The 25,623-nt window shown below is 63.3% G+C and carries 23 protein-coding genes and 1 pseudogene; 12 read left to right on the top strand and 12 right to left on the bottom strand.

Features of this window, described 5'->3' with window-relative positions; all coding sequences use genetic code 11:
• The first annotated feature begins 21 nt into the window (after positions 1-21).
• Positions 22-2,310: a mechanosensitive ion channel family protein gene (locus X756_RS157195; protein WP_245264461.1), complete on the top strand. Its 2,289-nt coding sequence runs from the start codon at positions 22-24 to the stop codon at positions 2,308-2,310.
• 177 nt (positions 2,311-2,487) lie between these two features.
• Here X756_RS157195 and X756_RS157200 read toward each other — a convergent pair whose 3' ends face one another.
• The 3 genes from X756_RS157200 to X756_RS157210 all read right to left on the bottom strand — a co-directional run bounded on the left by X756_RS157200 (position 2,488) and on the right by X756_RS157210 (position 6,677).
• A complete protein-coding gene (locus X756_RS157200; RefSeq protein WP_023729182.1) occupies positions 2,488-3,975 on the bottom strand; it encodes an aldehyde dehydrogenase in 1,488 nt (495 codons plus the stop codon).
• The gene (locus X756_RS157205; RefSeq protein WP_023729181.1) at positions 3,972-5,165 is read right to left on the bottom strand and encodes a cytochrome P450; all 1,194 of its coding nucleotides are present in this window, start codon (positions 5,163-5,165) and stop codon (positions 3,972-3,974) included. The genes X756_RS157200 and X756_RS157205 overlap by 4 nt, the downstream gene beginning before the upstream one ends.
• Positions 5,166-5,228: 63 nt before the next feature.
• Positions 5,229-6,677: an APC family permease gene (locus X756_RS157210; RefSeq protein ID WP_023726270.1), complete on the bottom strand. Its 1,449-nt coding sequence runs from the start codon at positions 6,675-6,677 to the stop codon at positions 5,229-5,231.
• A gap of 353 nt (positions 6,678-7,030) precedes the next feature.
• On the opposite strand from X756_RS157210, the gene X756_RS1000000169745 reads away from it, so the two are divergent.
• The 6 genes and pseudogenes from X756_RS1000000169745 to X756_RS157235 all read left to right on the top strand — a co-directional run bounded on the left by X756_RS1000000169745 (position 7,031) and on the right by X756_RS157235 (position 13,119).
• Positions 7,031-7,537, top strand: coding sequence for an IclR family transcriptional regulator C-terminal domain-containing protein (locus X756_RS1000000169745; protein WP_245264460.1), 507 nt, complete (start codon positions 7,031-7,033; stop codon positions 7,535-7,537).
• On the top strand, positions 7,537-8,820 hold the full coding sequence (locus X756_RS157220; protein ID WP_023729179.1) for a Tm-1-like ATP-binding domain-containing protein: 1,284 nt from the start codon (positions 7,537-7,539) through the stop codon (positions 8,818-8,820). The genes X756_RS1000000169745 and X756_RS157220 overlap by 1 nt, the downstream gene beginning before the upstream one ends.
• On the top strand, positions 8,817-9,479 hold the full coding sequence (locus X756_RS157225; protein WP_023729178.1) for an HAD-IA family hydrolase: 663 nt from the start codon (positions 8,817-8,819) through the stop codon (positions 9,477-9,479). The genes X756_RS157220 and X756_RS157225 overlap by 4 nt, the downstream gene beginning before the upstream one ends.
• A gap of 20 nt (positions 9,480-9,499) precedes the next feature.
• A pseudogene (locus X756_RS01000000165315) lies at positions 9,500-10,750 on the top strand (aminotransferase class III-fold pyridoxal phosphate-dependent enzyme).
• Positions 10,751-10,783: 33 nt separating this feature from the next.
• Positions 10,784-12,091 (top strand): aminotransferase class III-fold pyridoxal phosphate-dependent enzyme, encoded by a 1,308-nt coding sequence (locus X756_RS157230; protein WP_023729177.1) that lies wholly within the window; start codon positions 10,784-10,786, stop codon positions 12,089-12,091.
• Entirely contained in the window at positions 12,088-13,119 is a 1,032-nt protein-coding gene (locus tag X756_RS157235; RefSeq protein ID WP_023729176.1) for a phosphotransferase, read from the top strand. Before X756_RS157230 ends, X756_RS157235 begins: the two co-directional genes overlap by 4 nt.
• 17 nt (positions 13,120-13,136) lie before the next feature.
• On the opposite strand, the gene hpaH is transcribed toward X756_RS157235, so the two are convergent.
• From hpaH to X756_RS157255, 5 genes are read right to left on the bottom strand one after another with little or no spacing between them, the layout of a single operon-like run.
• Entirely contained in the window at positions 13,137-13,946 is an 810-nt protein-coding gene (gene hpaH / locus X756_RS0133855) for a 2-oxo-hept-4-ene-1,7-dioate hydratase (RefSeq protein WP_031237999.1), read from the bottom strand.
• Positions 13,940-14,815 carry a fumarylacetoacetate hydrolase family protein gene (locus X756_RS157240; protein ID WP_023704726.1) on the bottom strand — a complete coding sequence of 292 codons (876 nt, stop codon included), beginning with the start codon at positions 14,813-14,815 and terminating at the stop codon, positions 13,940-13,942. Before X756_RS157240 ends, hpaH begins: the two co-directional genes overlap by 7 nt.
• A 29-nt stretch (positions 14,816-14,844) precedes the next feature.
• Complete coding sequence (hpaD, locus tag X756_RS157245; protein WP_023729175.1) at positions 14,845-15,825, bottom strand: 3,4-dihydroxyphenylacetate 2,3-dioxygenase; 981 nt, start codon at positions 15,823-15,825, stop codon at positions 14,845-14,847.
• Positions 15,826-15,839: 14 nt separating this feature from the next.
• On the bottom strand, positions 15,840-17,357 hold the full coding sequence (hpaE, locus tag X756_RS157250) for a 5-carboxymethyl-2-hydroxymuconate semialdehyde dehydrogenase (protein ID WP_023729174.1): 1,518 nt from the start codon (positions 17,355-17,357) through the stop codon (positions 15,840-15,842).
• Positions 17,358-17,368: 11 nt separating this feature from the next.
• Positions 17,369-17,755 carry a 5-carboxymethyl-2-hydroxymuconate Delta-isomerase gene (locus X756_RS157255; RefSeq protein WP_023667827.1) on the bottom strand — a complete coding sequence of 129 codons (387 nt, stop codon included), beginning with the start codon at positions 17,753-17,755 and terminating at the stop codon, positions 17,369-17,371.
• Positions 17,756-17,956: 201 nt separating this feature from the next.
• Between X756_RS157255 and hpaR the strand changes: the two genes are divergently transcribed.
• On the top strand, positions 17,957-18,352 hold the full coding sequence (gene hpaR, locus X756_RS157260) for a homoprotocatechuate degradation operon regulator HpaR (RefSeq protein ID WP_023695202.1): 396 nt from the start codon (positions 17,957-17,959) through the stop codon (positions 18,350-18,352).
• A 10-nt stretch (positions 18,353-18,362) separates the two neighbouring features.
• Here hpaR and X756_RS157265 read toward each other — a convergent pair whose 3' ends face one another.
• Both X756_RS157265 and X756_RS157270 read right to left on the bottom strand, forming a co-directional pair.
• Positions 18,363-18,872: a flavin reductase gene (locus X756_RS157265; protein WP_023729173.1), complete on the bottom strand. Its 510-nt coding sequence runs from the start codon at positions 18,870-18,872 to the stop codon at positions 18,363-18,365.
• Between the two features lie 6 nt (positions 18,873-18,878).
• A complete protein-coding gene (locus tag X756_RS157270; protein WP_023704721.1) occupies positions 18,879-20,423 on the bottom strand; it encodes a 4-hydroxyphenylacetate 3-hydroxylase N-terminal domain-containing protein in 1,545 nt (514 codons plus the stop codon).
• A 92-nt stretch (positions 20,424-20,515) separates the two neighbouring features.
• On the opposite strand from X756_RS157270, the gene X756_RS157275 reads away from it, so the two are divergent.
• The 3 genes from X756_RS157275 (at position 20,516) to X756_RS1000000167215 (ending at position 22,654) form a co-directional block, all read left to right on the top strand.
• Positions 20,516-21,385 carry a helix-turn-helix domain-containing protein gene (locus X756_RS157275; protein ID WP_023729172.1) on the top strand — a complete coding sequence of 290 codons (870 nt, stop codon included), beginning with the start codon at positions 20,516-20,518 and terminating at the stop codon, positions 21,383-21,385.
• A 268-nt stretch (positions 21,386-21,653) separates the two neighbouring features.
• Entirely contained in the window at positions 21,654-22,400 is a 747-nt protein-coding gene (locus X756_RS157280; protein WP_023686930.1) for an IclR family transcriptional regulator, read from the top strand.
• A gap of 23 nt (positions 22,401-22,423) precedes the next feature.
• Complete coding sequence (locus X756_RS1000000167215) at positions 22,424-22,654, top strand: helix-turn-helix domain-containing protein (protein ID WP_084569871.1); 231 nt, start codon at positions 22,424-22,426, stop codon at positions 22,652-22,654.
• Between the two features lie 83 nt (positions 22,655-22,737).
• On the opposite strand, the gene X756_RS157285 is transcribed toward X756_RS1000000167215, so the two are convergent.
• Entirely contained in the window at positions 22,738-23,463 is a 726-nt protein-coding gene (locus X756_RS157285) for an SDR family oxidoreductase (RefSeq protein WP_023729171.1), read from the bottom strand.
• 147 nt (positions 23,464-23,610) lie between these two features.
• Here X756_RS157285 and X756_RS157290 point away from each other — a divergent pair, with 147 nt between their 5' ends.
• Positions 23,611-24,507: an AraC family transcriptional regulator gene (locus X756_RS157290; RefSeq protein ID WP_023729170.1), complete on the top strand. Its 897-nt coding sequence runs from the start codon at positions 23,611-23,613 to the stop codon at positions 24,505-24,507.
• A 70-nt stretch (positions 24,508-24,577) separates the two neighbouring features.
• Here X756_RS157290 and X756_RS157295 read toward each other — a convergent pair whose 3' ends face one another.
• Positions 24,578-25,597 (bottom strand): NAD-dependent epimerase, encoded by a 1,020-nt coding sequence (locus X756_RS157295; protein ID WP_023807560.1) that lies wholly within the window; start codon positions 25,595-25,597, stop codon positions 24,578-24,580.
• Positions 25,598-25,623 lie beyond the last annotated feature (26 nt).

The following is a 25,623-nucleotide window of genomic DNA, read 5'->3' as shown; positions in this document are numbered from 1 at the left end:
TGACCGGAAGGTTACCGCACGATGCTGCTCATGAAACGACGATTGGGGGCCAGGGAGCCGGCGCGCCCAGCACGGCGTCCCGGGAACCTGACGGCGATGTTCGTCCTGATAGCCGGGCCGCTCGTCCTTGGCATCGCCCTCCTGCTGGCTGGTCCGGCACAGGCCCAGGCACCGGCCGCCGTCACGCCCGACAAGGTCAAACAGCTGTTCGAGCTTCTCGACGATCCGTCGGTGAAGGCCTGGGTGGCCGAGCAACGAAATCAGGGCGCAGGATCGACGGAAGCGCCTGCCGAGACTAGCGCTCCGCCGGCCGACGCCGTGGCCGCACCGGGCCAGATGAATACTATGGCATCCTCGACGCTCGATCGGATCAAGCATCACATCGAAAAGATCGTGCGAACCTTGCCTTCGCTGCCGGACCAGTTCGCGCGCGTCCGGGCCAATACCATGGACGATATGTCCAGCAAGGGCCCCGTCAGCATATTGGTGCTGATTGCGATCTTTATCGCTGCCGGCCTGGCGCTCACCTGGGCAATATACAAGCTCACCCGTCCATTTCGTCTTTGGATCATCGCGCAACCCAGAGATACGCCCATCGGGCGGGCCAAGAAGATCGGCGGCCGCACGCTTTATTCCAGCATGATGATCGGCTCGTTCGCGCTGGGCAGCGCCGGTGCGTTCATGCTGTTCGACTGGCCAGCGCTCATCCGCGAGATTGTGCTGACATTTCTGATGGCTGCGGTCTTTACGTGGGCTGTGCGCCTATACGTGATGGCCACGCTCGTCCCTTCTTTCATGGAGGTCGAGCACGCCATCGAGGTTCGTGCCCTGCCGATCACCAACGGAGCTGCTGACCATTGGGCTTATTGGCTGCCCCGGATCGTCGGCGTTTTCGCCTTCTTCGCCGCCGCGTTTGTCCTCTTGCCGGGTCTCGGCATAGACCAGGACGGAATGATGGTCCTGTCGGTGGGCGCCGATTTCATCCTGCTGTTGCTCTTCCTGCTGGCCATTTGGCGTCGGCCAAGAACGCAGCGAGACGGCGCGCGCCACAGCGGTCACACGGCAGTGACATGGTTGTTGACGGCTTATTTCGTCGTTCTGTTCCTCGAACGCATTGCCGGCCTCTACACATTCTTCTGGTTTACCTTCACCGCATTCTTCCTGCCTTTGGCAATTGTGCTGACAGAGCGCGGGGTTAATTTCGTCCTGCGGCCCGGTTCGGAAGATGCCGGCCGGCCGACGATCCCGGCGGTGACGATCGCTGTCATCGATCGCGGTATCCGGATGATTTTCATCCTCGCGGCGGCTTACCTTCTCGCACGCGTACTGGGCCTGGACATGCAATCCATGCGCGGCAGCGATACGACCACCATGCTCATATTGCGCGGCTTGATCAACGTCGTGGTCATTGCCCTTGCTGCCGATTTCGGCTGGTCGATCATCAAAGCCTTGATCGAACGAAAGCTGGGCGTCGCGATACCGCAAGCGGTGGTGAGCGAAGAAGACATCCTCACCCTCGATCCGCATCAGGCGCGGCTGCACACGCTGTTGCCGATCATCCAGAACATTCTGCTCGCGGTGATCATCGTGATGGCGGTGCTGATGATGCTCGCTTCGATCGGCATCCAGATCGGCCCGCTGATCGCCGGCGCCGGCGTCGTCGGCGTCGCCGTGGGTTTTGGCGCGCAAACCATCGTCAAGGACGTGATCTCTGGCGTGTTTTATCTGCTCGACGATGCTTTCCGTGTCAGCGAATACATTTCATCGGGCAGCTACAGGGGTACGGTGGAGAGCTTTTCGCTGCGCTCGGTGAAGCTGCGCCACCATCGTGGTCCGCTGTTCACGATACCTTTCGGTGAACTCGGCGCCGTGCAGAACCAGAGCCGTGACTGGGTCACCGACAAATTCAACATCACCGTTGGCTATGACACCGATATCGACTTTGCTCGCAAACTGATCAAGCGAATTGGCCTGGAACTGGCCGAAGATCCGGAGTTCAAACACTGGGTGATCGAACCGATCAAGATGCAGGGCGTGCAGGAGTTCGGCGAGTACGGCATCGTCTTGAGGGTCAAGGTTACGACCAGACCTGGAGGCGCCTTCAGCATGAAAGGCAGGTTCTTTTTGCGCCTCCGCCAGGCCTTCAAGGAGCAGGGCATCGAACTCCCATTCCCGACCGTCCACGTCCAGGGGCTGCAAGACCCGCATGGGACAGAGAATGCGCCTTTGGAGATCACACCCGAATTACGAATGGCCGTCGCCCAGTCGCACACCAATCGGCGCAGAAAAAAAGCGAGCACAACGGAGTAGGACGCCGTGATACCGGCCGGTCGCAACACGGCTTTCCGCGCGAGGCCTGGACCCACGACACCACGCTAGTCGGAACTGCCGATAGCGGTGGCGCGATCGCCGCCAACCAGCACCAGCGTGGCGTTCCTGAGGCCAAGCTTGACGAAAAGAGCAGATACGCTGGCCTTTCCGCGAGGCTCAGAGCGCAATCCATGCGGTCTTGAGGTCGATATATTTTTCCAGCGCATGCAGCGACTTGTCGCGACCGAAGCCGGACTGCTTGACGCCGCCAAGCGGCACGGTGATATCGGCTCCGCCATAGGTGTTGACGTGGACGACACCGGCGTTGATGGCGCGCACCATGCGATGGGCCGTGGAAAGATTGGCGGTCCACACCGCCGAGGCAAGTCCGTAGACGGTGGAGTTGGCGAGATGCACCGCCTCCTCCTCGGTCTCGAAACGCATCACGCCGAGCACAGGTCCGAACACCTCTTCGCGCGCCAGCTGCATCTCTTGCGTCACGTTCTCGAAGATCGTCGGCGCCATGTAGCTGCCGCCGGTCTCGGTCAGTATCCGTTTGCCGCCGGCGACGAGACGGGCGCCTTCGGCTTGCGCCATGGCGACGAAGCCGAGATTCTTGTCCAGCTGTTCGGCGCTCGATACCGCACCGACATCGCTGGCGAGATCGAGCGGGTCGCCGACCTTCAGCAGCGTGGTTGCCGAGACAAGTTCGTCCATGAAACGATCATAGACCGACGACTGGACGAGCAGACGCGAGCCGGCAACGCAGACCTGGCCTGAATTGCGAAAGATTCCGTTGGCCGAGACGACCGCCGCCTGCTTCAGGTCCGGAGCGTCGGCAAAGACGATGTTGGGCGACTTGCCGCCAAGCTCGAGGAAGACCCGCTTCAAATTGGAACGGGCGGAGTATTCGAGCAGCCGCCGGCCGACCGGCCCCGATCCGGTAAAGGCGATGGCGTCGACATCCATGTGGAGGCCAAGCGCTTCGCCGGCGACAGCACCATGCCCGGTAACGACGTTGAACACGCCTTCGGGAAGTCCAGCCTCGCTTGCGAGTTCGGCCAGCCGCAGCAAGGTCAGCGAGGCGATCTCCGGCGGCTTGACGACGACGCTGTTGCCGGTGGCCAGTGCGGGCGCAATCTTCCAGGCGCCGATCATCAGCGGGAAGTTCCACGGCACGATGACGCCGACGACACCGAGTGGCTCCCTGTGGATCAGCCCGAGCACATTGTCGGCCGTCGGCGCGATCTCGCCATAGACCTTGTCGATCGCCTCGGCGTAGTAGCGGATGGTGCCGGCCGCCGACAGCGGCTCGGCCTTGTAGGCCATGCCGATCTCGGTGCCGTTGTCGCGCACGCCAAGCACCGCCAGCTCATCGACATGTTTTTCGATCAGTTCGGCAAATTTCGTCAGCACCTTCTTGCGAAAGGCAGGGGCGGCGCGCGACCATAAACCCTTCTCGAATGCTTTTCGCGCCGATCGGACCGCGCGATCGATGTCGGCGGCATTGCCGTCGGCGATGCTGGCAAAAGCGCGGCCGTCGATCGGCGAAATCACCGCCAGCGTCGCGCCGCTCGTCGCTGCGGCCTGTACGCCATCGATAAACAAGCCCCGCTCGCCGATCTCCGTCTTGCGCAGCGCGTCGATGGCATTCTGGCTGATCATTGGTGGCGGACTCCCAGGGAAACATACAGCGTGGTTGGCGCGCGGAATTCCCAGCCGCGAAACACCGGCACCTTGCCCGGCACCAGGCTGAGATCGGGGAAGCGCAGGAGCAGCAGCCTTAATGCAAGGCACATCTGCTCGCGCGCGAAAAACCGGCCCGAACAGAAATGATGACCAAAGCCGAAGGCGGCATGATTGCCTTCCCTGCGGTTGATGTCGAAGCGGTCTGGATCGGCAAAGCGGCTCTCGTCGCGGCTTGCCGAGGAGACAAGTGCAGCGACCGCGGCGCCGGCAGGGATCGTTACGCCGCCAAGCTCGACCGCCCGCGTCGTCTGCCGCGTCTGGGTGCCGATCGGCACCACCCAGCGCAAGCCTTCATCGACAGCCCTGGGCACAAAGGTCTCGGGATCGGCGAGCACCTGCCGCAATTGTTCGGGATGCGCAAGCAGGCCGGCGAGGATCGAACCGGCACCATGTCCGGGCTCCTGCATGCCGCCAAGCAGAATGACCTTGATGCTCGGCATCAAGAAATCGATCGGCCGCGTCGTGCCTTCCGGCATGCCGTCATGCAGCATATGCGACAGCGCCGAGCCGTCGGGGGCGCGCGCAAGTCTATCCAGAGTCGGCCGGATGGCTGCGCCGACCTCGGCGCTGATCGCGTCGGCGATCTCTTGCCGCTTCGGGTCGTTCTCGAAATTGATGGCGCCCTGCGCAAGGCCATAGAACCAGCGGCGCAGCGTCGGCATGTCGATGTCGGCAAGGCCAAGCGAGCGCGCCAGGCTGAGCGTCGACACCGGCTCGAAATAATCCGCCATCAGCTCGGCGGAGCCTTGTTCGGCGATCCGGTCGAGAAAAGGTTCGGCAATCGACCGTACGAGATCGCCGGCATAGGCGGCGACGGTGCGCGGCCGGTATTTCGGATCGACGCCTTGGCGCAGCTGTCTATGCGTTTCGCCGTCGGTGGTCAGGATGGTCGGCTTGCCGAACGAGCGTTCGACCGGAGACGTACCGACGACGGCGGAGAAGATGTCGGGTGACTTTGCGACGGTCTCGACGTCCTTCCAGCGGGTGACGAACCAGAGATTGACCGCCGGCACGAAAGCGACAGGCGCGCTGCGCCGCAGTTTCGCATAGATCGGATACGGATCGGCTTCCAGCGCCTCAACGGTGATGCTCTCGGCAAAGCTCAACGCCGTTACTCCCTTGCGATGGAAAGGGGCGGCGCCGAACGCGCTACCCCCTTGTCCTTTGTCCTAGTCCTTCAGCGGCACGCCGAGATTTTCGAAGGCAACCGGATCCCGGCTCTTCAACGCACCGGCAAGCAGCAGGCCGACCACCGCGGCAATCAGCACCAACCCCGGCAGCAACGCGCCGAGGAAGCCGCTGGCGCCCGACAGGCCACCGAAATTAATGACGATCAGGTAGATGATGACGACGAAAGCGATGAAGGCCAGCCCAGGCAGGATGGTGGTCTTCAGCGCATTCTCCTGCGTCGACGGGTTGGCGCGGAAGTACATCACCACGGCGAGCGAGGCCACCGCCATCATGACGATGACTCCCAGCGTCGCGACATTGGTCAGCCAGGAAAACAGCGCCAGAACCGGATCGAGGCCGAGTATCGCGAACAGTCCGATGACGATCGCTGCCAACACGCTCTGGATGACGGAAGCGACATGCGGGCTCTGGTGCACTGAATGCGTCACGCCGATCGCTTCAGGCAACAGCTTCTCGCGGCCCGAGACGTAGATGTAGCGGGCAACCGCGTTGTGGAACGCCAGCACGCCGGCAAACAGGCTCGACACGAACAGGATGCCCATGGCGTGCGACAGCATGGTTCCGGCGTAGCGGTCGGACAGGCCGAACAGGAAAGTCGTCGGATCCTGAAGCGCCTGCAGTGCCGGCAACAATTTGTCGACGCCGGCGCCGACCGCCATCAGCCAGGCCGTGACCATGTAGAAGACGCCGATCAGCAGCACGGAGAAATAGGTGGCGCGCGGAATGGTCACCTTGGGGTCGCGGGCTTCCTCGGCGTAGATCGTCGTCGCCTCGAAACCGATGAAGGCGGCGAAACAGAACAGGATGGCGATGGCGGGCGAGCCGCTGACGATCTGGCTCCAGCTGAACGGCGCCGCCGAGAGGCCGCTGTCGCCACCGGTCTTGAGGATGGCGAGGTCTAACACCAGCACCACGATGTATTCGCACAGCACCAGCACCGTCAGGATCTTGGCCGAGAGGTCGACCTGGCGGTAGCCCAACACCGCGACGATGGCAACGGCGATGAAGCTCCACACCCACCAGGGCAGGTCGATGCCCCAGCCGGCGAACAGGCCGGCGGTCGCGGCCCCCAGCAGGCCCATGACCCCGATCTGCATGGCGTTGTAGGACAGGATCGCGATGATTGCGGTTGCGCCGCCGGCAAAACCGCCGAGCCCGCGCGCGGCATAGGCATAGAAGGCGCCGGCATTGCCGACATGGCGCGACATGGCGACGTAGCCGACCGCAAACAGCAGCAGCAACACGGTCACGATAAGATAGGTTCCGGCAAAGCCCGCCCCATTGCCCATAAGCATGCCGAGCGGCGTGCCGCCGGCGACCGCGGTGAGCGGCGCCGCCGCCGAAATCACCATGAAGGTGATAGCGCCGACGCCAAGACTGTTCTTGCGCAGCCTGTTGGCGGGCGCCTGTTCCGAAACTGCTGACATTTGTCCCTCCAGTTTTACGAACCCGTGGGTTCGCGGCCGCTCGGCCTGCTCCCTGAATGCCATCGGTTCATTATTTGAACCCTTATTTTGAATATAGACTTGCAAAGAATGCGGATGCCTGTCAAGTTAATTCACACATTAAGTTTCTATCCGAGCGGGAGGCTGGATGGGTACGGTCGGCAAGGCGATTTCAGATCGGAAGAGCACACGTCNTGGCGCTGGGCGGCCATGGCTTCGTCGAGCAGGATGCCGGCACGCGGCACTATCGCCTCGGCGCCGGCCTGTCGCGGCTGGCGCGTATCCGCGAAGCCTGCTTCCCGTTCCTGCAAACGGCAATTCCCGTGGCGCAGGATTTGGCGGGTTCGACAACCGAGACGGTGCATCTGTCGGAATTCGGCGTCGACAGGCTGATCACCGTCCATGTCGAGCATTCAAGTTGGGCAAACCGGGTGAACATCGATGTCGGCCAGCTTCTGCCGCTGCATTCCACCGCCTCCGGCATCGCCTATCTCGCCTTCGCCGACAACGCGACCGTGAAAGCATGCCTGACAGGTTCGCTTGAGGCCTTCACCGATCATACCCTCGTCGAGCCGGCCGCCATTTCAAAGTCGATCGGCGAGGCGCGCGACCGCGGCTATTCGATCTGCGACCAGGGCCATGAGGACGGCGTGATCGGCGTCGCGGCTGCAATCCGCGCCGCCGACGGACTTGCGCTGGGGACAATTGCGGTGGCAGCCCCGAAGGCCAGGACGACACCGGCTGCGATCGTGGAACGAGGGCTTGCGGTTGTGACCGCGGCACGGGAGATTTCGATGCGCCTCAATGGCGAAAACCTGCAAACCCTGAGGAGGCAGGCCTGATGTCTGTAAGTATGGCAACGCCCCGCATCCTGGTCATCGGCACGGGCGACACCAAGACCGACGAACTGCTGTTCATGAAAGCGTGCATCGAGGCATCGGGTGGCCGCGCCGTGATGATGGATGTCAGCGTGCTGGGCGACCCCGCCTATAGTCCCGATCACGACAAGCATGCCGTTGCGCGGGCCGCTGGCGTGACGATGGCCGAAATCGTCTCGAGCGGCGATGAAAACACCGCCATGACATTGATGGCCGTCGGCGCCGTTCAGCTGGTGCGCCAGCTTCATCAGCGCGGCGAGATCGACGCCTTCATCGCCATCGGTGGTTCGATGGGAACCGATTTGGCGCTCGATGTCGCGCTGTGCCTGCCGCTCGGCGTGCCGAAATTCGTCGTCTCGACCATCGCCTACTCGCACCTCATTCCGCCCGAGCGTGTCGCGCCCGACCTGATGATGATCCTGTGGGCAGGCGGGCTCTACGGCCTCAACACCATCTGCAAGCTGGTCCTTTCCCAGGCCTGCGGCGCGGTCGTCGGTGCGGCGAGGATCGTGCTTGCATCCCGTGCTTCCGCCACGGCGGTCGGGCCGACCATCGGCATGACTTCTCTGGGCAGCAGTTGCCTGCGCTATATGAAGACGCTGAAGCCGGCGTTGGAGCAGCGCGGCTATGATGTCGCGGTCTTTCACACCACCGGGATGGGCGGCCGGGCCTTCGAATCGATCGCCAGCCAGGACCATTTCTGCGCGGTGTTCGACTTCAGCCTGCAGGAGATCACCAATCATCTTGCCGGCTCGGTCGTCAGCTCCGGCGCCGACCGGCTCGAGAATGCCGGCGCCCGCGGCATTCCGCAGATCGCAGCCCCTGGCGCCGTAGACATGGTCGATTTGCCGACCTGGCAGGCGCTGCCGACAAAGTTCGCGCAACGGCCATTCCATGCTCATAACAGGTTGATCGGCTCGATCACCGTCGATGCCGCCGACCGCCGTGAAGTCGCCAGGACCATCGCCGCCAAGCTCGGTGCGTCGAAGGGGCGCTCCGCTTTCATCCTGCCCTCCGGCGGCATCCAGGAATGGGATGCGCAGGGCGAGCCGCTGTACGAACCCGAAGCCCTCGCGGCGTTCACCGATGAGATGCGCAAGGCCATTCCCGCCGGCGTCGAGTTCCACGAGATCGACGCCCACATCAACAGCGACGAGTTCGTCGGCAAGGCGCTCGAAATCTTCGACCGCTGGGTCGAGGAAGGCATCATCCCGCGCGGCATGCCGGCCAAGGGAGTGGCTGCGTGAGCGCTGTTCCTGCCCAGGCGCTCGTCCTCGATTTCGGCGGCGTCGTCACCCGGACCCTTTTCGAGACCCATGCCTTGACCGAACAGGCGCTCGGCCTCGCGCCGGGAACGCTGCAATGGTACGGGCCGTTCGACCCGGATTCAGATCCGCTGTGGCGCTCAATGCAGGCCGACGAGATCAGCGAGCGCGATTATTGGCGCACCCGCACCAGCGAAGTCGGCCGGCTCGTCGGCGAGGACTGGCAGGCGATGGAGACATTCGTCCAGCGCGCACGCGGAGCCGAGCCGGAAAAGATCGTGCGGCCCGAAGCCGTCCGCGCCATCCGGACCGTGCATGCGGCGGGATTTCGCCTGGCGATCCTGTCCAACGAGCTAGATCTGTTCTATGGCGCCGGCTTCCGTCAGCGGCTGCCGCTGCTCAAGCTGTTCGACACCATCGTCGACGCCACCTATACCCGCATCCTCAAGCCCGATCCGCGCGCCTATGCCTTGGTGACCGAGGCGCTTGGCCTGCCTGCCCGCGCCTGTGTGTTCGTTGACGACCAGCAGCGCAATGTCGATGGCGGCCGTGCCGCCGGCATGCGCACGGTTCATTTCGACGTCGCGCGGCCGGCACTTTCCTATGCCGAGGCCCTCGGCCATTTCGACCTCATCTCCTGAGACATTTGCGGAGCCTTGCGATGCGCGACATCAATTTCCTCACCGAGAAAAACGCCAAGCCGATCTGGCATCCGATGGCACACCCGGCCGAGATGCGGGCCAACCCGCCAAAGGTGATCATGAAAGGCGAAGGCGTGATGGTCACAGACATCGACGGCAACACCGTGCTCGATGCGGTTGGCGGCCTGTGGAACGTCAATCTCGGCTACTCCTGCGACCCCATCAAGAAGGCCATCGCCGACCAGCTCAGCGCCCTGCCCTACTATTCCGGGTTTCGCGGCACGTCGACCGGCCCGTCGATCGAGCTCGCTTACGAACTCAGCGAATGGTTCGAACCGGAAGGCATGGTGCGGACCTTCTTCACCTCGGGCGGCTCGGATTCGGTCGAAACCGCACTGCGGCTCGCCCGCCAATACTGGAAGATCCGCGGCCAGGGCGACCGGACAAAATTCCTTGCCCTGAAGAAGGGCTATCACGGCACACATTTCGGCGGCGCGTCGGTCAACGGCAACGCCAATTTCCGCCGCAACTATGAGCCGCTTATGCCCGGCGTCTTCCACATTCCCGCACCCTGGACCTTCCGCAATCCGTTCGACGAGACCGATCCGGCGCGGCTGGCCAAACTGTGCGCCAAAGCGCTGGAGGACGAGATCGCCTTCCAGGGCGGCGACACCATTGCCGCCTTCATCATGGAGCCGGTTCTCGGCGCCGGAGGCGTCATCGTTCCGCATGACAGCTTCATGCCGCTGGTCCGCGAGATATGCGACCGCCACGAAATCCTGCTGATCGCCGACGAGGTGGTCACGGGCTTCGGTCGCACCGGCGCCTGGTCGGGTTCGCGGCTATCCGGCGTGAAGCCGGATTTCATGACCATCGCCAAGGCGATCACCTCGGGCTAAGATCGGAAGAGCACACGTCTGNCAGGGCTGGCTGCACTTGCCGAGACCAAACGGCTTCGCCTGGACGAGAATGCAGCCGCGCGCGGCATCGAGCTGGCGGCGACGCTGGAGGGGCTAAAAGCCAAGCACGCGATCGTCGGCGACATCAGGTACAAGGGCCTGATGGCTGCGCTAGAGCTGGTCTCCGATCGCACGACGAAAAAGCCGGTGGACAAGAAGACCATGGCCGTGGTTTCGGAAGCCACTTATGACGCCGGCGTCATGCTGCGCGTGTCCGGCAACAACATCATCCTGTCGCCGCCGCTGATCATCGGCGCCGCCGACGTGGCAAAGATCGGCGAGGCCATCGATGCAGGTCTGTCGAGGGCCTGATGGACCCGCTGACGCAATGGAGTTTGGTACGCAATGACCCAATCTGAGAAGAACCCGAGCGAGGAAGCGCTCGTCAAGCGGCGTGCCCGCCTGCTCGGCGCGAAATCGCAATTGTTCTACGACGAGCCCGTGCACCTGGTGCGCGGCGAAGGCGTCTGGCTCTACGATGCCGACGGCCGCAAGTATCTCGATGCCTACAACAACGTCGCCCATGTCGGCCATTGCCACCCGCATGTGGTCGAGGCCTTGTGCCGTCAGGCAAGCCTGCTCAACACCCACACACGCTATCTGCATACCGCAATTCTCGACTATGTCGAGCGGCTGACGGCGACCTTCGATGCAAGCCTCGCCACCGCAATCCTGACCTGTACCGGCAGCGAGGCCAACGACATAGCGCTGCGCATGGCGCAGGCCGCCTCCGGCAATATGGGCATCATCGCCACCGACGCCACCTATCATGGCAACACGGCGGCGGTTTCGCAGCTCAGCACGCGCATGCCTCCGATCCGCGGCCGCGCCCCCCATGTCAGGCTGGTGCCGGCCCCCGACAGCTATCGCCATCCCGATGCGATGGCCAATGGCAAGGCCTTTGGCGACGCCGTGCGTCAAGCGATCGCCTCGCTGGCACAGGATGGCATTGGCCTGTCTGGCATCATCTTGTGTCCGCTGCTCGCCAATGAAGGTTTCCCGGCTCTGCCCACCGGATTTTTCGACGACGCCTTGGGGGCCGTGCGCGAAGCCGGTGGTCTGGTCATCGCCGACGAAGTGCAGCCCGGCTTCGGCCGCACCGGCAGCCATTTCTGGGGCCATCAGCGCGCCGGCTTCGTCCCCGACATCGTCACCATGGGCAAGCCGATGGGCAATGGCCATCCGATCGCGGCCGTGGTCACCACCAAGGAGATACTGGCGACCTTCCGCGACGCTTTCCGCTACTTCAACACCTTTGGCGGCAACCCGGTCTCCTGCGCAGTCGCCAATGCCGTCCTCGACGTCATCGAACAGGAAAACCTTGTCGCCAACGCGCAAGACGTCGGCGCCTATGCGCTTGGCCTGCTGCGCCCGCTGGCCGATCGGCATGAGTGCATCGGCGAGGTCAGGGGGGCCGGACTGTTCTTCGGCGCCGAGCTGGTCCACGACCGCGACACGCGCGAACCGGCGCCCGACATTGCCGAGCAGGTCGCCAATCGCATGCGCCATCGCGGCGTGCTGATGGGCAAGACCGGCATCCACGGCAATGTGCTCAAGATCCGCCCGCCCATGCCGTTCTCGCGCGACAATGCCGAGTTCCTGATCGGCCTGCTGGACGAGGTGCTGGGCCAAGTCGGCGGAGTGCCGGCGTGAATTCTGTTTCCACCCAATCCGAGCCCGAAACGGCCGCCGATGTCACGGAGCTTGCCAGGCGTGCGCTCGAACATTGGGGCGTCCGCAATTTTGAGCCGGAACTTCTGAAGCACCGCGAGAACGCCGTCTTCCGCGTGCGGCTGCCGGATGGCCAGCCGGCAGCCATGCGCATCCACCGGCTCGGCTACCACACGGACGCCGCGCTGCGTTCGGAACTGCAATGGATGGGCTTCCTGCAATCCGCCGGCGTCGCCACGCCGTCTTGCGTCGCAACACAGGCCGGCGATCCGTTCGTGCTTGTCAGCACGGCCACCTCGGCGCAGCCCCGGCAGGCCGATTGCCTGAGCTGGCTGGAGGGCCGCGCCGTGGGCGCACGCGGCGTGCCACTGGTCTACACGCCCGACCAGTCGGTCCAGATCTTCACGGCGATCGGGCGGACCATCGCCCATATGCACAATGTCACTGCCAACTGGACGCCGCCCGCGGGCTTCGCCCGCCATGCCTGGGACTTCGACGGCTTCTTCGGTGCGAACCCGGTCTGGGGCCGGTTCGAGACCTCGCCCTTTCTCGATGGTCCTCGCCGCGCGCTGGTCCTGCAGGCGCGCGAGAAGGCAGTGAAGGCGCTGTCGGAACATGAGCGCAGCGCGCGCAATTTCGGCATCATCCACGCCGATCTGGTGCGCGAAAACGTGCTCATCCATGACCGTGCCGTACGCATCATCGACTTCGACGATTGCGGCCATGGCTGGCACATGTACGACCTTGCCGTCGCCCTCTACCAGAACCGCGAGGAGGCGATCTACCCGCTGATCGAAACCGCTTTGCTTGGCGGCTACCAGCAAGAGCGTGCGCTGACCCCGCAGGACATCGCCGCATTGCCTCTATTCGCCGCCTTGCGTGCCTTCGCGTTTCTTGGCTGGGTGCAAAGCCGCGTCGAAGGCGACATCACCAGGGATGTCGGCCTGCGCATGTCGACCATCGCAGCCGATGTGGTGATTGACTACTTGCGCGGCGAACAGCCCAACTGACGAGCCGATGAGAGCCATCAGCTCTTGGCGAAATGGATGCTGACCGTTCCCGAATTGCCGAAGTCGGCGACGATCGTATCGCCGGGCCGCGCCTCGACCGGGCGCACGAACGATCCGGACAGCACCACCTCGCCGGCCGCGATGGACATGCCGTGGCGGGCGAGCCTGTCCGCCAGCCAGGCAATGCCCATCGCGGGATGGTTGAGCACGCCGGCGCCAAGCCCGGTCTCCTCGACCTCCGCATTGCGCGAGACGATGGCGCCGATCCAGCGCATATCGGCTTCATCGGGTCGTTGCGGCCGGCCGCCGATGACAATGCCGGCATTGGCGGCGTTGTCGGAAATCGTATCGAAGAAAGTGCGCGCCTTCTTTGTCTCGGCATTGACGCGTTCGATGCGCGTGTCGAGGATTTCGAGCGCCGGCGTGATATAATCGGTGGCGTTGAGCACGTCGAAGATGGTCACGCCTGGACCCTTCAGCGGCGCCTTCAGGACGAAGGCTATCTCGGCCTCGACGCGCGGCTGGATGAAGCGGCCGACGGGTATCGTCGCGCCGTCGTTGAAGAACATGTCGTCGAACAGCACGCCCGAATCCGGCGTGTCGATGGCGAGCGCATATTGCATCGCCTTCGATGTCAGGCCGATCTTCCAGCCCTTCGGGGTCAGCCCGGCATCGGTCTTGCGTTTCACCAGCGCTGCCTGGACGCGATAGGCATCCTCCATCGTCGCGTCGGGAAAATCGAGGCTGAGCAGACGGACCTGGCGGCGCGAACGCTCGGCTTCGAACAGCCTTGCCGCGGCATCTTCAACTTGCTCGGGGGTCACGATGCTGCCTCGTCGACGACCCCGTTGCGGAGCACGCCGATGCCGTCGGCTTCGACTTCGATCACGTCGCCCGGCTTCAGCCAGATCGGCGGGTCGAAGCGGGCGCCGGCGCCGGTCGGCGTACCGGTGACGATGATATCGCCTGGCACCAGCGTGGTGAAGGTGGAGACATAGGCGATGATCTTGCGGAACGAGAAGATCATCCGGCTGGTGCGGTCCTGCTGGCGCAATTCGCCATTGACGCGGGTGGTCAGCGCGATGTCGGCAATCTGCGCCTCGTCGGTGAACGGCACCAGCCACGGACCGAGCGAGCCGGTGCGGTCGAAATTCTTGCCCTGCGTGACGTTGAACTTGGCGTGCCGTACCCAATCGCGAATGGTGCCTTCGTTGCACAGGGATAGTGCCGCGATATGGTCAAGCGCATCCCTCTCGGCGATGCGTCGTCCACCCTTGCCGATGACGATGACGATCTCGCCCTCATAGTCCAGCTGCGGCGATTCCGGCGGCCGCACCAGCGGCGCGTCGTGGCCGACGAAGGAGCGGGGGAAGCGGATGAACAGCGACGGGTTGGAAGGCGCGGCCTGGCCGTCCTTGTACTCTTCGTTGCGGTCCGGGTAGTTGACGCCGACGCAGATGATCTTTTCCGGCGACGGCAGAGGGATTTCATAAGCGATGGCGCCGACTGGAAAATCGACGGCGTAGGCTTCGGCCTCTTCCGCCAGCCGCCGTAGCACGCCGGCCTCGATCACTTCGCGCAGCGTCGGCCACTGGCTGTGCCGCGCCGACAGGTCGACGACGCCCTTATCTGTGACCACGCCATAGCGCGTCTTGCCGCCGACGGTGAAGGTGGCGAGCCGCCCAGGTGCAGTCATCCCGGTCTCCGTCAGGTTCGCGTCTGTGGTCACGGTGCGATGATCGGCGACGCCGTCAAATCCGGTTGGCGTGCGGCCGCGCCGGCAAAGGTGCTGCCCTCCTCGAACCAGCTTTTCGGCGCCGGCGCGCCCCACAGCGTCTGGCGCTGCGGGTCCTTGAGGTCCCACTTGATCGGCTCCAGATCCGGATCGACCGTCTGGTAGTCCGAGCAGTAGATCTCGATGCGGTGATTGTCCGGGTCTCTGACATAGAGGAAGAAGGCGTTGGAAATGCCATGCCGGCCGGGGCCGCGCTCGATATTTGCGAGGTAACCCGTCGTCGCCATCAGATCGAGCAGGTCGATGATGTTGAGCGGTGTCGGCACCCAGAAGGCGACGTGATGCAGGCGCGGACCCACACCGTTGGTGAAGGCGATGTCGTGGACGCCGCCCTTGCGGTGCGTCCAGGCCGCCCACAGCTTTCCGCTACTGGCATCCTCGGTGTATTCGGTGACGCGGAAGCCAAGCTCGTTGTAGAAGGCGACGGACTGGTCGACATTGGGCGAGAAGCAGTTGAAGTGGTCGATGCGCAGCGGCTTCACGCCCTTGTAGAGCGCATATTTCTGATGAATCGGCGGCAGCCTTTCCATTTGGGCAAAGAACTCGAGCGGAATGCCGTGCGGGTCGCGGGTGCCGAAGGTGCGCGACTGGTACGGTCGCTCGACCCACTCGACCGGCAGGCCTTTTGCCTTGAAGAAATGCTCGGCCTTGTCGAGATCCTCATCCGAAAAAACCTTGAAGCCGAGATCGCGGGCTTCGGCGCTGCCGGCCTTCTTCAGCACGATGCAGTGGTGTCCGCGCTCTTCCAGGGCCCTTAGATAGATGGCGTCCGATGTCTCGTCGGTAACCTGCAGGCCAAGCGTGTCGACATAGAAGGCGCGGGATTTCGCAAGGTCGGTGACCGCCAGTTCGACATGGCTGAGGCGCACGATGTTGAAGGCGGGATAGAGGTTTGGTTTGGGCAGTGGCATGCGATGTCCTCCGGTCAGCCGCCGAGCTTCTGGATCGTGTGCGCTGAAGTGGCGAAGGCGATGTTCTTCGTCTCCATGTAGAAATCGAAGGAATGGTCGCCGCCGTCGCGGCCGATGCCGGAATTCTTGACGCCGCCGAACGGCGTCGGCAAATGCCGCACATTCTCCGAATTGACCCAGATCATGCCGGCGTCCAGCGCATCGGTGAAGCGGAAGGCGCGGGTAACATCCGACGTCCAGAGATAGCCGGTCAGGCCGTATTGGGTGTCGTTGGCCAGCGCCAGCGCTTCGGCCTCGTCCTTGAAGGAAATGGCGGTCAGCACCGGCCCGAAAATCTCTTCCTGGGCAATGCGCATCCTGTTGGTGGCGCCGGTAAACAGCGTTGGGCTGACATAGCAGCCACCGCCCGGACCGGCGAACTTGCCGCCGCCGGCGGCTACCACCGCGCCTTCCGATTTGCCGATCTCGATATAGGAAAGCACCTTTTCCTCGTGCACCGGATGGATCAGCGGACCAACCACCGTTTTGGGATCGAGCGGATGGCCAACCTTGATGCGCTTTGCCTTCTCCGCAACCAGATCCGTGAATGTGTCGTAGACCGAGGCTTCGACCAGAAGCCGCGACGATGAGGTGCAGCGCTCGCCGTTGAGCGAGTAGATCATGAACACGGCCGCATCCGCCGCACGTTCGAGATCGGCGTCGGCGAAGACGATCACCGGGTTCTTCCCGCCCAGTTCGAAATGCACGCGCTTCAGCGTATCGGCGCCCTGTTTCATGATCATCGAGCCGGTGCGGCTCTCACCGACAAAACCGATCGCCTTGATGTCAGGGTGCTCGGTCAGCGCCTTGCCGGCGTGCTCGCCGAGGCCGTTGACCAGGTTCCACACGCCTTTCGGCAGGCCGGCCTCCTCGGCGATCTCGACCAGCATGCGAGCGGTCAGCGGCGAAAATTCGGCCGGCTTGTGGACGACGGTGCAGCCTGCCGCCAGCGCCGGCGCGATCTTCCATGTCGACAGCATGAACGGCGTGTTCCACGGCGTGATGATGCCGACCGGGCCGATCGGCACGCGCGTGGTGATGTTGACCTGGCCTGTCGTGCGCAGCGTCTCGCCGTCGCGCGCTTCCGGCGCGCGGTCGGCGAAGAAGCGGAAATTCTCAGCGCCGCGCAGCGCGGCCTTGGCCATGAATTTCAGCGCCTGGCCGGTGTCCATGCACTCGACGAAGGCGATCTCCTCGGCGCGCGCTTCGATCGCATCGGCTATCTTGTGCAGCAGCTTCTTGCGCCCGTCGCCCGGCATGGCGGCCCAGGCCGGGAACGCCGCCTTTGCCGCCTTGGCGGCGCGGTCGATATCGGCGGCACTGCCACGCGCGACCTTGGCCAGCGGCTTGAGATCGACCGGCGACATGCTCTCGAAGGTCGAGCCATCCACCGCCGGCACCGCTTCGCCGCCGATCTGGTTCAGCACGCCGTCGCGCTTGAAACGGGCCAGATAGGCCTCGGCCTTTTTCAGATTGCCTTCGAGGTCGGACATATCAGCTTCCGTCACTTGCCGCGCAGTCGCGGATGGATTGCGTTTTTCTTCCAGCTCAGTACCGGGTCGATCTCCCTGATCTCCAGGGAAAGAGCGAAATGCGGGGTATCGAACAGGGGGCCAAGGTATTCGCTCACCGCGGCGAAGACCGCCTCCCCGGTTCGTTTCTTGTCCTCGGCGCTGCGCCCGGTTCCAATGCGAAACGACATGTCGAGGAAAGCGTTTTCCGGCAGGCTGTCGGCGATGGCATAGGCTTCCGCACGGAAGGCCCGCACCCGCACCGCGCCGGTTTCAAACAGCCCGGTGCCGAGCACGGTGCGCAACACCAGCGCGCACAATTCGCTCATGTCGACCTTGGCATCGAGGTTGGCCGAATACTCGATGGAAAAGTGAGGCACCGCGTCTCGCCTCCCGGATTGTTGCGCTGCTGTAGTTAACGCGTTAATTACATGCAGCATCACTGAAGTCAAGCCTTGCATCCAAGTTGAGGCGACGATACGGGATGGAAAGGTCAGGTTTTGGCGTGCGGTCCCGCCGACCGCCCGCATCATTGGGGACGCTGCTTCTTGCTGCCTGAAAACACCCGTCGTTCTCTGCCGATGGCGCTGCTCCATGCCCGCGAAGTGGTGATGGCGCGGTTTCGCCCTATGCTGGCGGCGCATGACGTGACCGAACAGCAATGGCGTGTGCTGCGCGTTCTGAGCGAGGCCGGCCCTGTCGAGGCGACGGAACTTGCCGATCGCGCTTCGGTGCTGCCGCCCAGCCTGACACGCATCATCAAGACGCTCGAGGGCCGAAAATTCATCACCCGCAACAAGGCGGAAGGCGATGGCCGCCGTGTCGTGCTGACGATCGCCCCGGCGGGCTCCGCCCTTATCGATGCCTTGTCGCCGGAACGCCTCGTCATCTACCGCGACATCGAACAGCGCTTCGGACATGAGAGGCTCGAGCAATTGCTCGATCTGCTGGAGAGCCTGATCGCCGGCGAGAACTGACTGCTCCCGCTCAGCCGCCAAAACTGCCAAGCCGCGTCGGCTGCGTGTAATTGCGGTCGACATAAAGCAGCGCCGAGCCGCCGCTGCCGTGCCTGACGTCGATAACGCGGCCGATCATGACATTATGCGTGCCGACTATGTGCACATCCTCGATCTCGCAATCGAAATTGACGATCGCATCGGACAGCGCCGGCGTGCCTGAGGCCAGCGTTTGCCAGCGAGCCGCCGAATAGCGTGCCTCCATGTCCCTGGTCGCGCCGGCGAACTTGCCGGCCAGGTGCATATGGTCATGCGTCAGCACGTTGACGCAGAAGCGCCGGTTGGCGAGGAACATGGCCGCCTGCGCCGAGCGTCCGTTCATGCACACCAGCAGTGTCGGAGGTTCGTCCGACACACTGCACATGGCGGTGGCGGTGAAGCCGCCGCGCCCGGCCGGGCCATCTGTCGTGACGATGTTGACCGGCGCGCAGACCCTTGCCATGGCGTCGCGGAAATCGGCCTTCGAAATCTGCGTGGCCATCTGACATCACCCAGCCGATGAAGCGAGCGGATTGAGCCAGGTATCTCCCGTCCAGCCATTCTCGTCATAGTCGGCCATGCAGGTATCGACCAGTTCTTCCATGGCCTTCAGCCGGCCGCCGCGTTCGGCGCCCTTCAGCACCTGCAGCCGCACCTCTTCCGGCGCACCGGCATAGTTGAGTTCGTAGAGCGCGTGGCGGCCGCCGAACTCGGTGCCGGTCGCGTCCCACAACAGTTTCATGATCTTGATGCGCTCGACATGGCCCATGTCGTTGGAACCGCGCACATATTGCGCGAGGTATTTGTCGATCTCGGGATTGTTGAAGTCGCGCACTGATGACGGCAGGTAGATCAACCCAGAAGCGATCACCCGGCGCACCGTGTCGATGACGCGCGGATAGGCTTCCGACATGAAAGTCCGGTAGGCAAGGGCTGCTTCCAGGTTGGGCAGGACAGCGCCATTCGCCCAGGGGATCGGATTGTAGGCCATGGCGTTGGAGAAACTCCAGAACATGTGCCTGAGCGCGATCACCTCGCCCAGCGCCGCCTGGTTGCCGCGGAAGGCATCGCCGCCGGTGGCGCGCAGCGCCTTTGCCAGCAGGCCGGCGAGGAAGTCGAGCTTGACGGCAAAGCGTGTGCAGCCCTGGAAGCAATAGCCATGCATGAAGCCCGAAGCCGGATGGAAGGACAGGATTTTCTGCGCCTCGCGCAGCACCAGCACGTCCTCCCAGGGGATGAAGACATTGTCGAGCACCAGGATGGCATCGTTCTCGTCAAAGCGCGACGACAACGGATAGTCGAACGGAGCCGCCGCCGTGTTGGCCGTCTGCTCATAGGAGACGCGGCAGAACATCTTTACCCCCGGCGCATTCATCGGCACGATGAACATGACCGACAGCGACGGATCTTCGGTGACCGTCGCCGAACTCTGCGCCAGGAAATTGTAGTGGGTCAGCGCCGAGGACGTCGCCACCACCTTGGCGCCGGAGACATAGATGCCGGCGTCGGTCTCCTTGGTGATGTGGACGAAGACATCCTTCACCTGTTCGGCCGGCTTGTGGCGGTCGATCGGCGGGTTGACGATGGCGTGGTTCATGAACAGCACGGCTTCCTGCGCACGCTTGTGCCAGGCGAGCGCATTGTCCTTGAACGGGCCGTACCAGTCGGCATTGGCGCCGAGCGTGTTCATCAGTGCCGCCTTGTAATCGGGCGTGCGGCCCATCCAGCCATAGGACATGCGTGACCACTCGGCGATCGCGGTCTGCTGGGCCGCGAGTTCGCCGGAGGATTTGGCGACGCGGAAATATTTGTGGGTGTAGCCGCCCGAACCGGTATCGGTAGGCGAGGTCAGCGTGCCCTGCCGCTTGGGATCGTGCAGCGCATCATAGAGGCGCGCCAGCGACCGCGCCGAATTGCGCATCGCCGGATGGGTGGTGACATCGGCAATGCGCTCGCCGTTGATGTAGACCTCGCGGCCGTCGCGCAAGCTCTCCAGATACTCGGCCCCGGTGAACGGGCGCCCATTGTCGGCACGAAAGTCTTCCGATCGCATGATGTTCCTCCACTTATGGCATCAACTCTAGCTCTCCTGGCAAGGATCGGTTAGGACGTAACGGCAAAACCGATTGGACTTTTTCCGGCGCCATGAGCCTCAATTCCATTCCTGATTTCTTTGTCTATGGCGAGCCGGTGCGGCCGCTCGATGTCGGCTTCCTGCATGTCGAGACGGTGCTTGCGCGCAGCAACATTCATCTCGGCCAGGTTGCCGCGCACAAGCATCCGCAAATGGGCCAGATCACCTACTGGACAAGCGGCTCCGGCACTTATCGCATCGAGGATCAATCCTGGCACTTTTCGGCGCCGGCCGTCAGCTTCGTGCCGAGCACCATCGTGCATGGCTTCTCGATCGGGCCCGGCACCGACGCCATCGTCGTTTCGGTCGCCGATGATGCGCTTGCGGCAATAGCCGCTCACAGCCTGCTGCCATTGGACCGGCCGGTCTTTGCCGATAGCCTTCCTCAGCACGTCGCGTGGAAAAGGCTTGCGGCGGTGCTGGAGATGCTCGCCACGGAATATGCCGAGGCGCAGGCCGGGAGTGACAAGACCCTGCCGGCGCTGATTGCCGTCGCGCTCTCCCACATCGCGCGTCTTGGTCCCGAGGTAATGGATGCCACCGGTTCTTCCGATGCTGCATTGGCGCGCGGCTTGCGCCGTCTGGTCGATGCGCATTTCCGCGACAACTGGCCCGTCGACCGCTACGTCGAGGTGCTGGCCACGACACCGCATCTTCTCGACAAGGCCGCCCATAGGGTGCTTGGCAGCGGCGTCAAGCGGCTCATGGGCGAGCGACGGTTGCTGGAGGCCAAGCGCTTGCTGCTGTTCACGGTGCGCACCGTCGAGGACATCGCCTACGAAATCGGCTTCGACGATCCGGCCTATTTCTCACGCTTCTTCCGGGAGCGGGTTGGCCAGGCGCCCGCCGCCTGGCGCCGCGCGCAGCTGGGGCAGAGTTGAAGCTTCCGCGCCGGCCAGGATCAGGCGTTTGGGTCGACACGCCGGCCAGGCGCAGCGCCGCCGAGTTGATCCACCTGTTGATAGGTGTTGCCGCGCAGCATCACCCCGCGCACGGCGCGGCGCATCGAGATTGATGTCGCCGCGAAACTTGCTGGTGTTTTTTGTCGCTTCCAAACGGTTCGTCATTTGAACCACCATTTTATGTGCTATGAGCGGACTGCAAGGTGGATTGGCTTCCCTCCCATGCGAAGTATCTTGAGGATGCACGATGAGCACAGTCGGCAAAGCGATATCGCTGTTGGAACAGTTCACGCTCGGCGAACCGGAGATCGGCCTGTCCGAGCTCGCCCGCAAAACCGGCCTCGACAAGGCGACGGCGCGGCGCCTGCTGATGGCGATGGCCGACCACCGCCTGATCGAACAAGAGCCGGCAAGCCGCCGCTACCGGCTCGGCGCCGGCCTGTCGCGGCTGGCCCGGTTTCGCGACGCGCATTTTCCCTTCGTGCGCGTGGCAGCACCTGTGGTTCGCGAGCTGGCGCTGGAAACCGGCGAGACGGTGCATCTGTCGGAATTCAGCGCCGGCGCACTGCTGACGGTCCATGTCGAGCTGTCGGCAAAGGCCAACCGGGTCAATGTCGATGTCGGCCAGGTGCTGCCCTTGCACGGCACCGCCTCCGGCATCGCCTTTCTCGCCGCTTCGCCTCGGGAAGCGGCCGAGGCCTATGTCGACAAGCCGTTGCCGACCTTCACGCCACACACGGTGACGCAGCCCGACAGGCTGATGAAGGCGATCCGGCTTGCCGCCAAGCGCGGCTATTCCTCGAGCTCCCAAGGCTATGAAGAAGGCGTCCACAGCATAGCCGCGGCAATCCTCGGCTCCGATGGCCGTCCTTTAGGCACTCTGGCGGTGGCCTCGCCTGTGTCACGCGCCGATGACAGCATGGCGGCCAGCCAGGGCGAAGCGGTGATCAAGGCGGCGCGGCTGATTTCAGCGCGCCTGGCCGGCGAAGCCTGACATCTCTACCGTCGCAGGGGGAGATGATTAGGGGGTTAAGTTCCCAGCGGCGCACCGGCCTTGCCGCGAGACCGGAACGCTTCGTCTGGGACAGGCGGCTGGAGCGCAGCAAGGAAGAATTGTTGTCGCCCGCCCGAGTGTCGCCCACGATCTCGGAAATCGCCTTTGCTTGCGGGTTCAATTCGAGTGCGCATTTTTCGCGCGCGTTCGAGAGCCGGTACGATGTGGCCCGCGGGAGTTGCGCCAGAGGCTGAGGGCGGGTGCATTAAGGGGTGTGCCGTTGCCGGATCTCGGAGAGCGCCCTAGCTCGCCGAAAGCCGGCATCCGGCAGCAAGTTCTACATATTGGCAGCGGTTGGCCGCACGATCACTTCGTTGACGTCCACGCCATCGGGTTGATCAAGCGCAAAACGGATCGCCCGTGCAATGGCGTCCGGTGTGAGCGACTTCTGCCGCCATTCTTTCAGAGCCGTGGCGACCTGAGGATCGCTGATATCGTCGCCCAGTTCGGTTGCGGTCACTCCGGGGGAGATGATCGTGGCGCGGATGTCGTCATGCTCCTGCCGCAGCCCCTCGGTGATTGCCCAGACGGCATATTTCGTGCCGCAATAGACCGCCGCGGTGGGCAGCACGATATGCGCACCGACCGAGGCGACATTGACGATATGCCCATTCTTCTGGGCGACGAAGCGCGGCAGCACCGCGGCGATCCCGTTCAGCACGCCGCCGATGTTGACATTGATCATGCGAGACCACTCATCGCGCTTCAGCGCGGCAAGCGGCGACAGCGGCATGACGCCGGCATTGTTGACCAGCACATCGATCTGCCCGAATTCGGCATGAGCGGCATCGGCAAAGGCGTCGAAATTCGCCGCGTCAGTCACGTCGAGTTCGCGCCACGCGACGCCTTTGCCAAGTTCTGCGGCCAGCGCCTTGAGCCGCTCGGTGCGGCGGGCCCCGATGAACAGTCTGGCGCCGGCACCGGCAAGTTCCCGAACCGTCGCTTCGCCGATGCCGCTGGAGGCGCCGGTGATGAGTACAACCTTGTCTTTAAGTCCCGTCATGATCGTTCCTTTTTCGCTGCGGTGACGGGGAGATAGATGGCGGCGAACCGGCAAAGGGCGGTAGCGTGATCGTCCAAAGAGTTTGCACGATCCTCCAAATGAACTCGAAATGCCTTGCAAAATTTCGCGCCATGAAGATTATGCGGCATGGGGAAAATCAATGAACTCGCCGAGCTGATCACCCGCTTTGCGCCGAAATCTGGCATGGCCGGCACTGCGGTGCCGCGGCTGTCGCTCATTCGCGCCAACCAGCCCAGTGCACCCGTGCCTGCGGTCTACGAGGCGTCGCTTTGCATAATCGCCCAAGGATCGAAGCGCGTCTCGCTGGCCGACCAGAGCGTGGTCTATGACGCATCGAGCTACCTGCTCGTCTCGGTCGACCTGCCGCTGGTCGGGCATGTGTTGGAGGCGAGCCCGGCGGCGCCCTACCTCTGTTGCAAGATAGATTTTGATTCCACCGCGCTGGCCGAACTGCTTGTGAAAGAAGGACGTGCATCCCCCAGCAGGGATCTGCCGGTGTTAGCTGCCTATCCAAGTGACCCCGACCTGATTGATGCCGCCTGTCGGCTTGTCAGGCTGCTCGATCGCCCCGAGAGCATCACCGTGCTGGCGCCGCTGATCGAACGCGAAATCCTTTACCGGCTCCTCACCGGACCGCACGGTGACACGCTTCGCCAGATGGCGTCGGTGGACAGCCACCTGAGCCAGGTCAGCCGCGCCATCGCCACGATCCGCAATCATTTCCAGGCACAACTGCGCATCGAAGACATTGCGGCGGCATCAGGCATGAGCGCGTCGTCCCTTCATGCCCATTTCAAGGCGATTACGCGCATGACCCCGCTCGAATACCAGAAGCAGCTGCGCCTGCAGGAGGCGCGAAGGATTATGCTTGCCGGCGGCGCAAACGCAGGCACGGCCGGGTTCGCGGTGGGCTATGACAGCCCTTCGCAGTTCAGCCGAGAATATCGTCGCCTGTTCGGTGCGCCGCCCCGGAAAGATATTCACCGCCTTCAGGCGACACCCAGTTCGGCTGCGGCTTATTGAGTTTTCCGAGCGGCAGGCGCCAGCGATGGCTGGTCAGGAGCCAGCCGCCTCCAGGTGGCGAAGCGTCCGATCATGATCGGTAGAACTCCCGGTACCATTCGACAAAGCGCGGAACCCCTATTTCGATCGGGATTTTGGGCTTGAAGCCGGTCGCCTCCTCGAGCGAGCTGACATTGGCGAAAGTTGCCGGAACGTCGCCTGGCTGAAGTGGCCTGAGGTTGCGGTTTGCCTTGCGTCCCAGCGCGTCTTCGAGCACCTCGATCAATCGGTTCAGTTGAACGGGCGAATTGCCGCCGATGTTGTGAATCCTGAACGGGGCGTTGCTGGTCGCTGGGTCTGGCGCGACACTTTTCCACTCAGGATTGGGTGTCGCGGGTTGCTGCATGACGCGGATAATACCTTCGACAATGTCGTCGATATAGGTGAAATCCCGCTGCATGTTGCCATAGTTGAAGACCTCGATCGGCTCGCCGGCGAGGATAGCCTTGGCGAAGATGAACAGCGCCATGTCCGGCCGCCCCCACGGACCATAGACGGTGAAAAAACGCAGCCCGGTGGTCGGCAGTCGAAACAGATGGCTGTATGTGTGTGCCATCAGCTCGTTCGCCTTCTTGCTTGCGGCGTAAAGGCTGAGCGGATGGTCCGCCGGATCGTGCACGGAAAACGGCATGCGGGTGCTGCCGCCATAAATCGAACTCGACGATGCATAGACCAGATGGCCGACGGAGGCCTGCCGGCATCCTTCCAGGATGTTGACAAAGCCGCTGAGGTTGCTTTCCACATAGGCGTGCGGATTGCTGATCGAATAGCGTACGCCGGCTTGCGCCGCGAGATTGACGACAACCTCCGGCGCGGCCGAAAGGAAGAGCTCCGAAATACGGTCCCGCTCCGTGAGATCGGCATGCTCGAAACAAAAATTCGAAAACGCTTTCAGCCGCTCGAGACGAGCCTGCTTCAGGCTGACGTCATAATACTCGTTCATGGAGTCGAGGCCGATAACCTGGCGTCCTTCGGCAAGCAGCCTCAGGCAAAGATGAAACCCTATGAACCCGGCTGCGCCGGTGATCAGTATCGGCCTGCTTGATGTCACTGCATATCCTAGCGTTAATTTCAGGC

The sequence above is a fragment of the Mesorhizobium sp. LNJC405B00 genome, assembly GCF_000502615.1.
Classification (GTDB): Bacteria; Pseudomonadota; Alphaproteobacteria; order Rhizobiales; family Rhizobiaceae; genus Mesorhizobium.
This window is presented reverse-complemented; position numbering and strand designations above follow the sequence as displayed.

Bases quoted from the DNA above. Each gene is read 5' to 3' on its own strand.
- X756_RS157195 (WP_245264461.1), top strand. From the start codon at position 22: ATGCTGCTCATGAAACGACGATTGGGGGCCAGGGAGCCGGCGCGCCCA.
- X756_RS157200 (WP_023729182.1), bottom strand. From the start codon at position 3,975: ATGATCAGCCAGAATGCCATCGACGCGCTGCGCAAGACGGAGATCGGC.
- X756_RS157210 (WP_023726270.1), bottom strand. From the start codon at position 6,677: ATGTCAGCAGTTTCGGAACAGGCGCCCGCCAACAGGCTGCGCAAGAAC.
- X756_RS157220 (WP_023729179.1), top strand. From the start codon at position 7,537: ATGTCTGTAAGTATGGCAACGCCCCGCATCCTGGTCATCGGCACGGGC.
- X756_RS157230 (WP_023729177.1), top strand. From the start codon at position 10,784: ATGACCCAATCTGAGAAGAACCCGAGCGAGGAAGCGCTCGTCAAGCGG.
- X756_RS157240 (WP_023704726.1), bottom strand. From the start codon at position 14,815: ATGACTGCACCTGGGCGGCTCGCCACCTTCACCGTCGGCGGCAAGACG.
- hpaD (WP_023729175.1), bottom strand. From the start codon at position 15,825: ATGCCACTGCCCAAACCAAACCTCTATCCCGCCTTCAACATCGTGCGC.
- hpaE (WP_023729174.1), bottom strand. From the start codon at position 17,357: ATGTCCGACCTCGAAGGCAATCTGAAAAAGGCCGAGGCCTATCTGGCC.
- hpaR (WP_023695202.1), top strand. From the start codon at position 17,957: ATGGCGCTGCTCCATGCCCGCGAAGTGGTGATGGCGCGGTTTCGCCCT.
- X756_RS157265 (WP_023729173.1), bottom strand. From the start codon at position 18,872: ATGGCCACGCAGATTTCGAAGGCCGATTTCCGCGACGCCATGGCAAGG.
- X756_RS157270 (WP_023704721.1), bottom strand. From the start codon at position 20,423: ATGCGATCGGAAGACTTTCGTGCCGACAATGGGCGCCCGTTCACCGGG.
- X756_RS157275 (WP_023729172.1), top strand. From the start codon at position 20,516: ATGAGCCTCAATTCCATTCCTGATTTCTTTGTCTATGGCGAGCCGGTG.
- X756_RS157280 (WP_023686930.1), top strand. From the start codon at position 21,654: ATGAGCACAGTCGGCAAAGCGATATCGCTGTTGGAACAGTTCACGCTC.
- X756_RS1000000167215 (WP_084569871.1), top strand. From the start codon at position 22,424: ATGATTAGGGGGTTAAGTTCCCAGCGGCGCACCGGCCTTGCCGCGAGA.
- X756_RS157285 (WP_023729171.1), bottom strand. From the start codon at position 23,463: ATGACGGGACTTAAAGACAAGGTTGTACTCATCACCGGCGCCTCCAGC.
- X756_RS157290 (WP_023729170.1), top strand. From the start codon at position 23,611: ATGGGGAAAATCAATGAACTCGCCGAGCTGATCACCCGCTTTGCGCCG.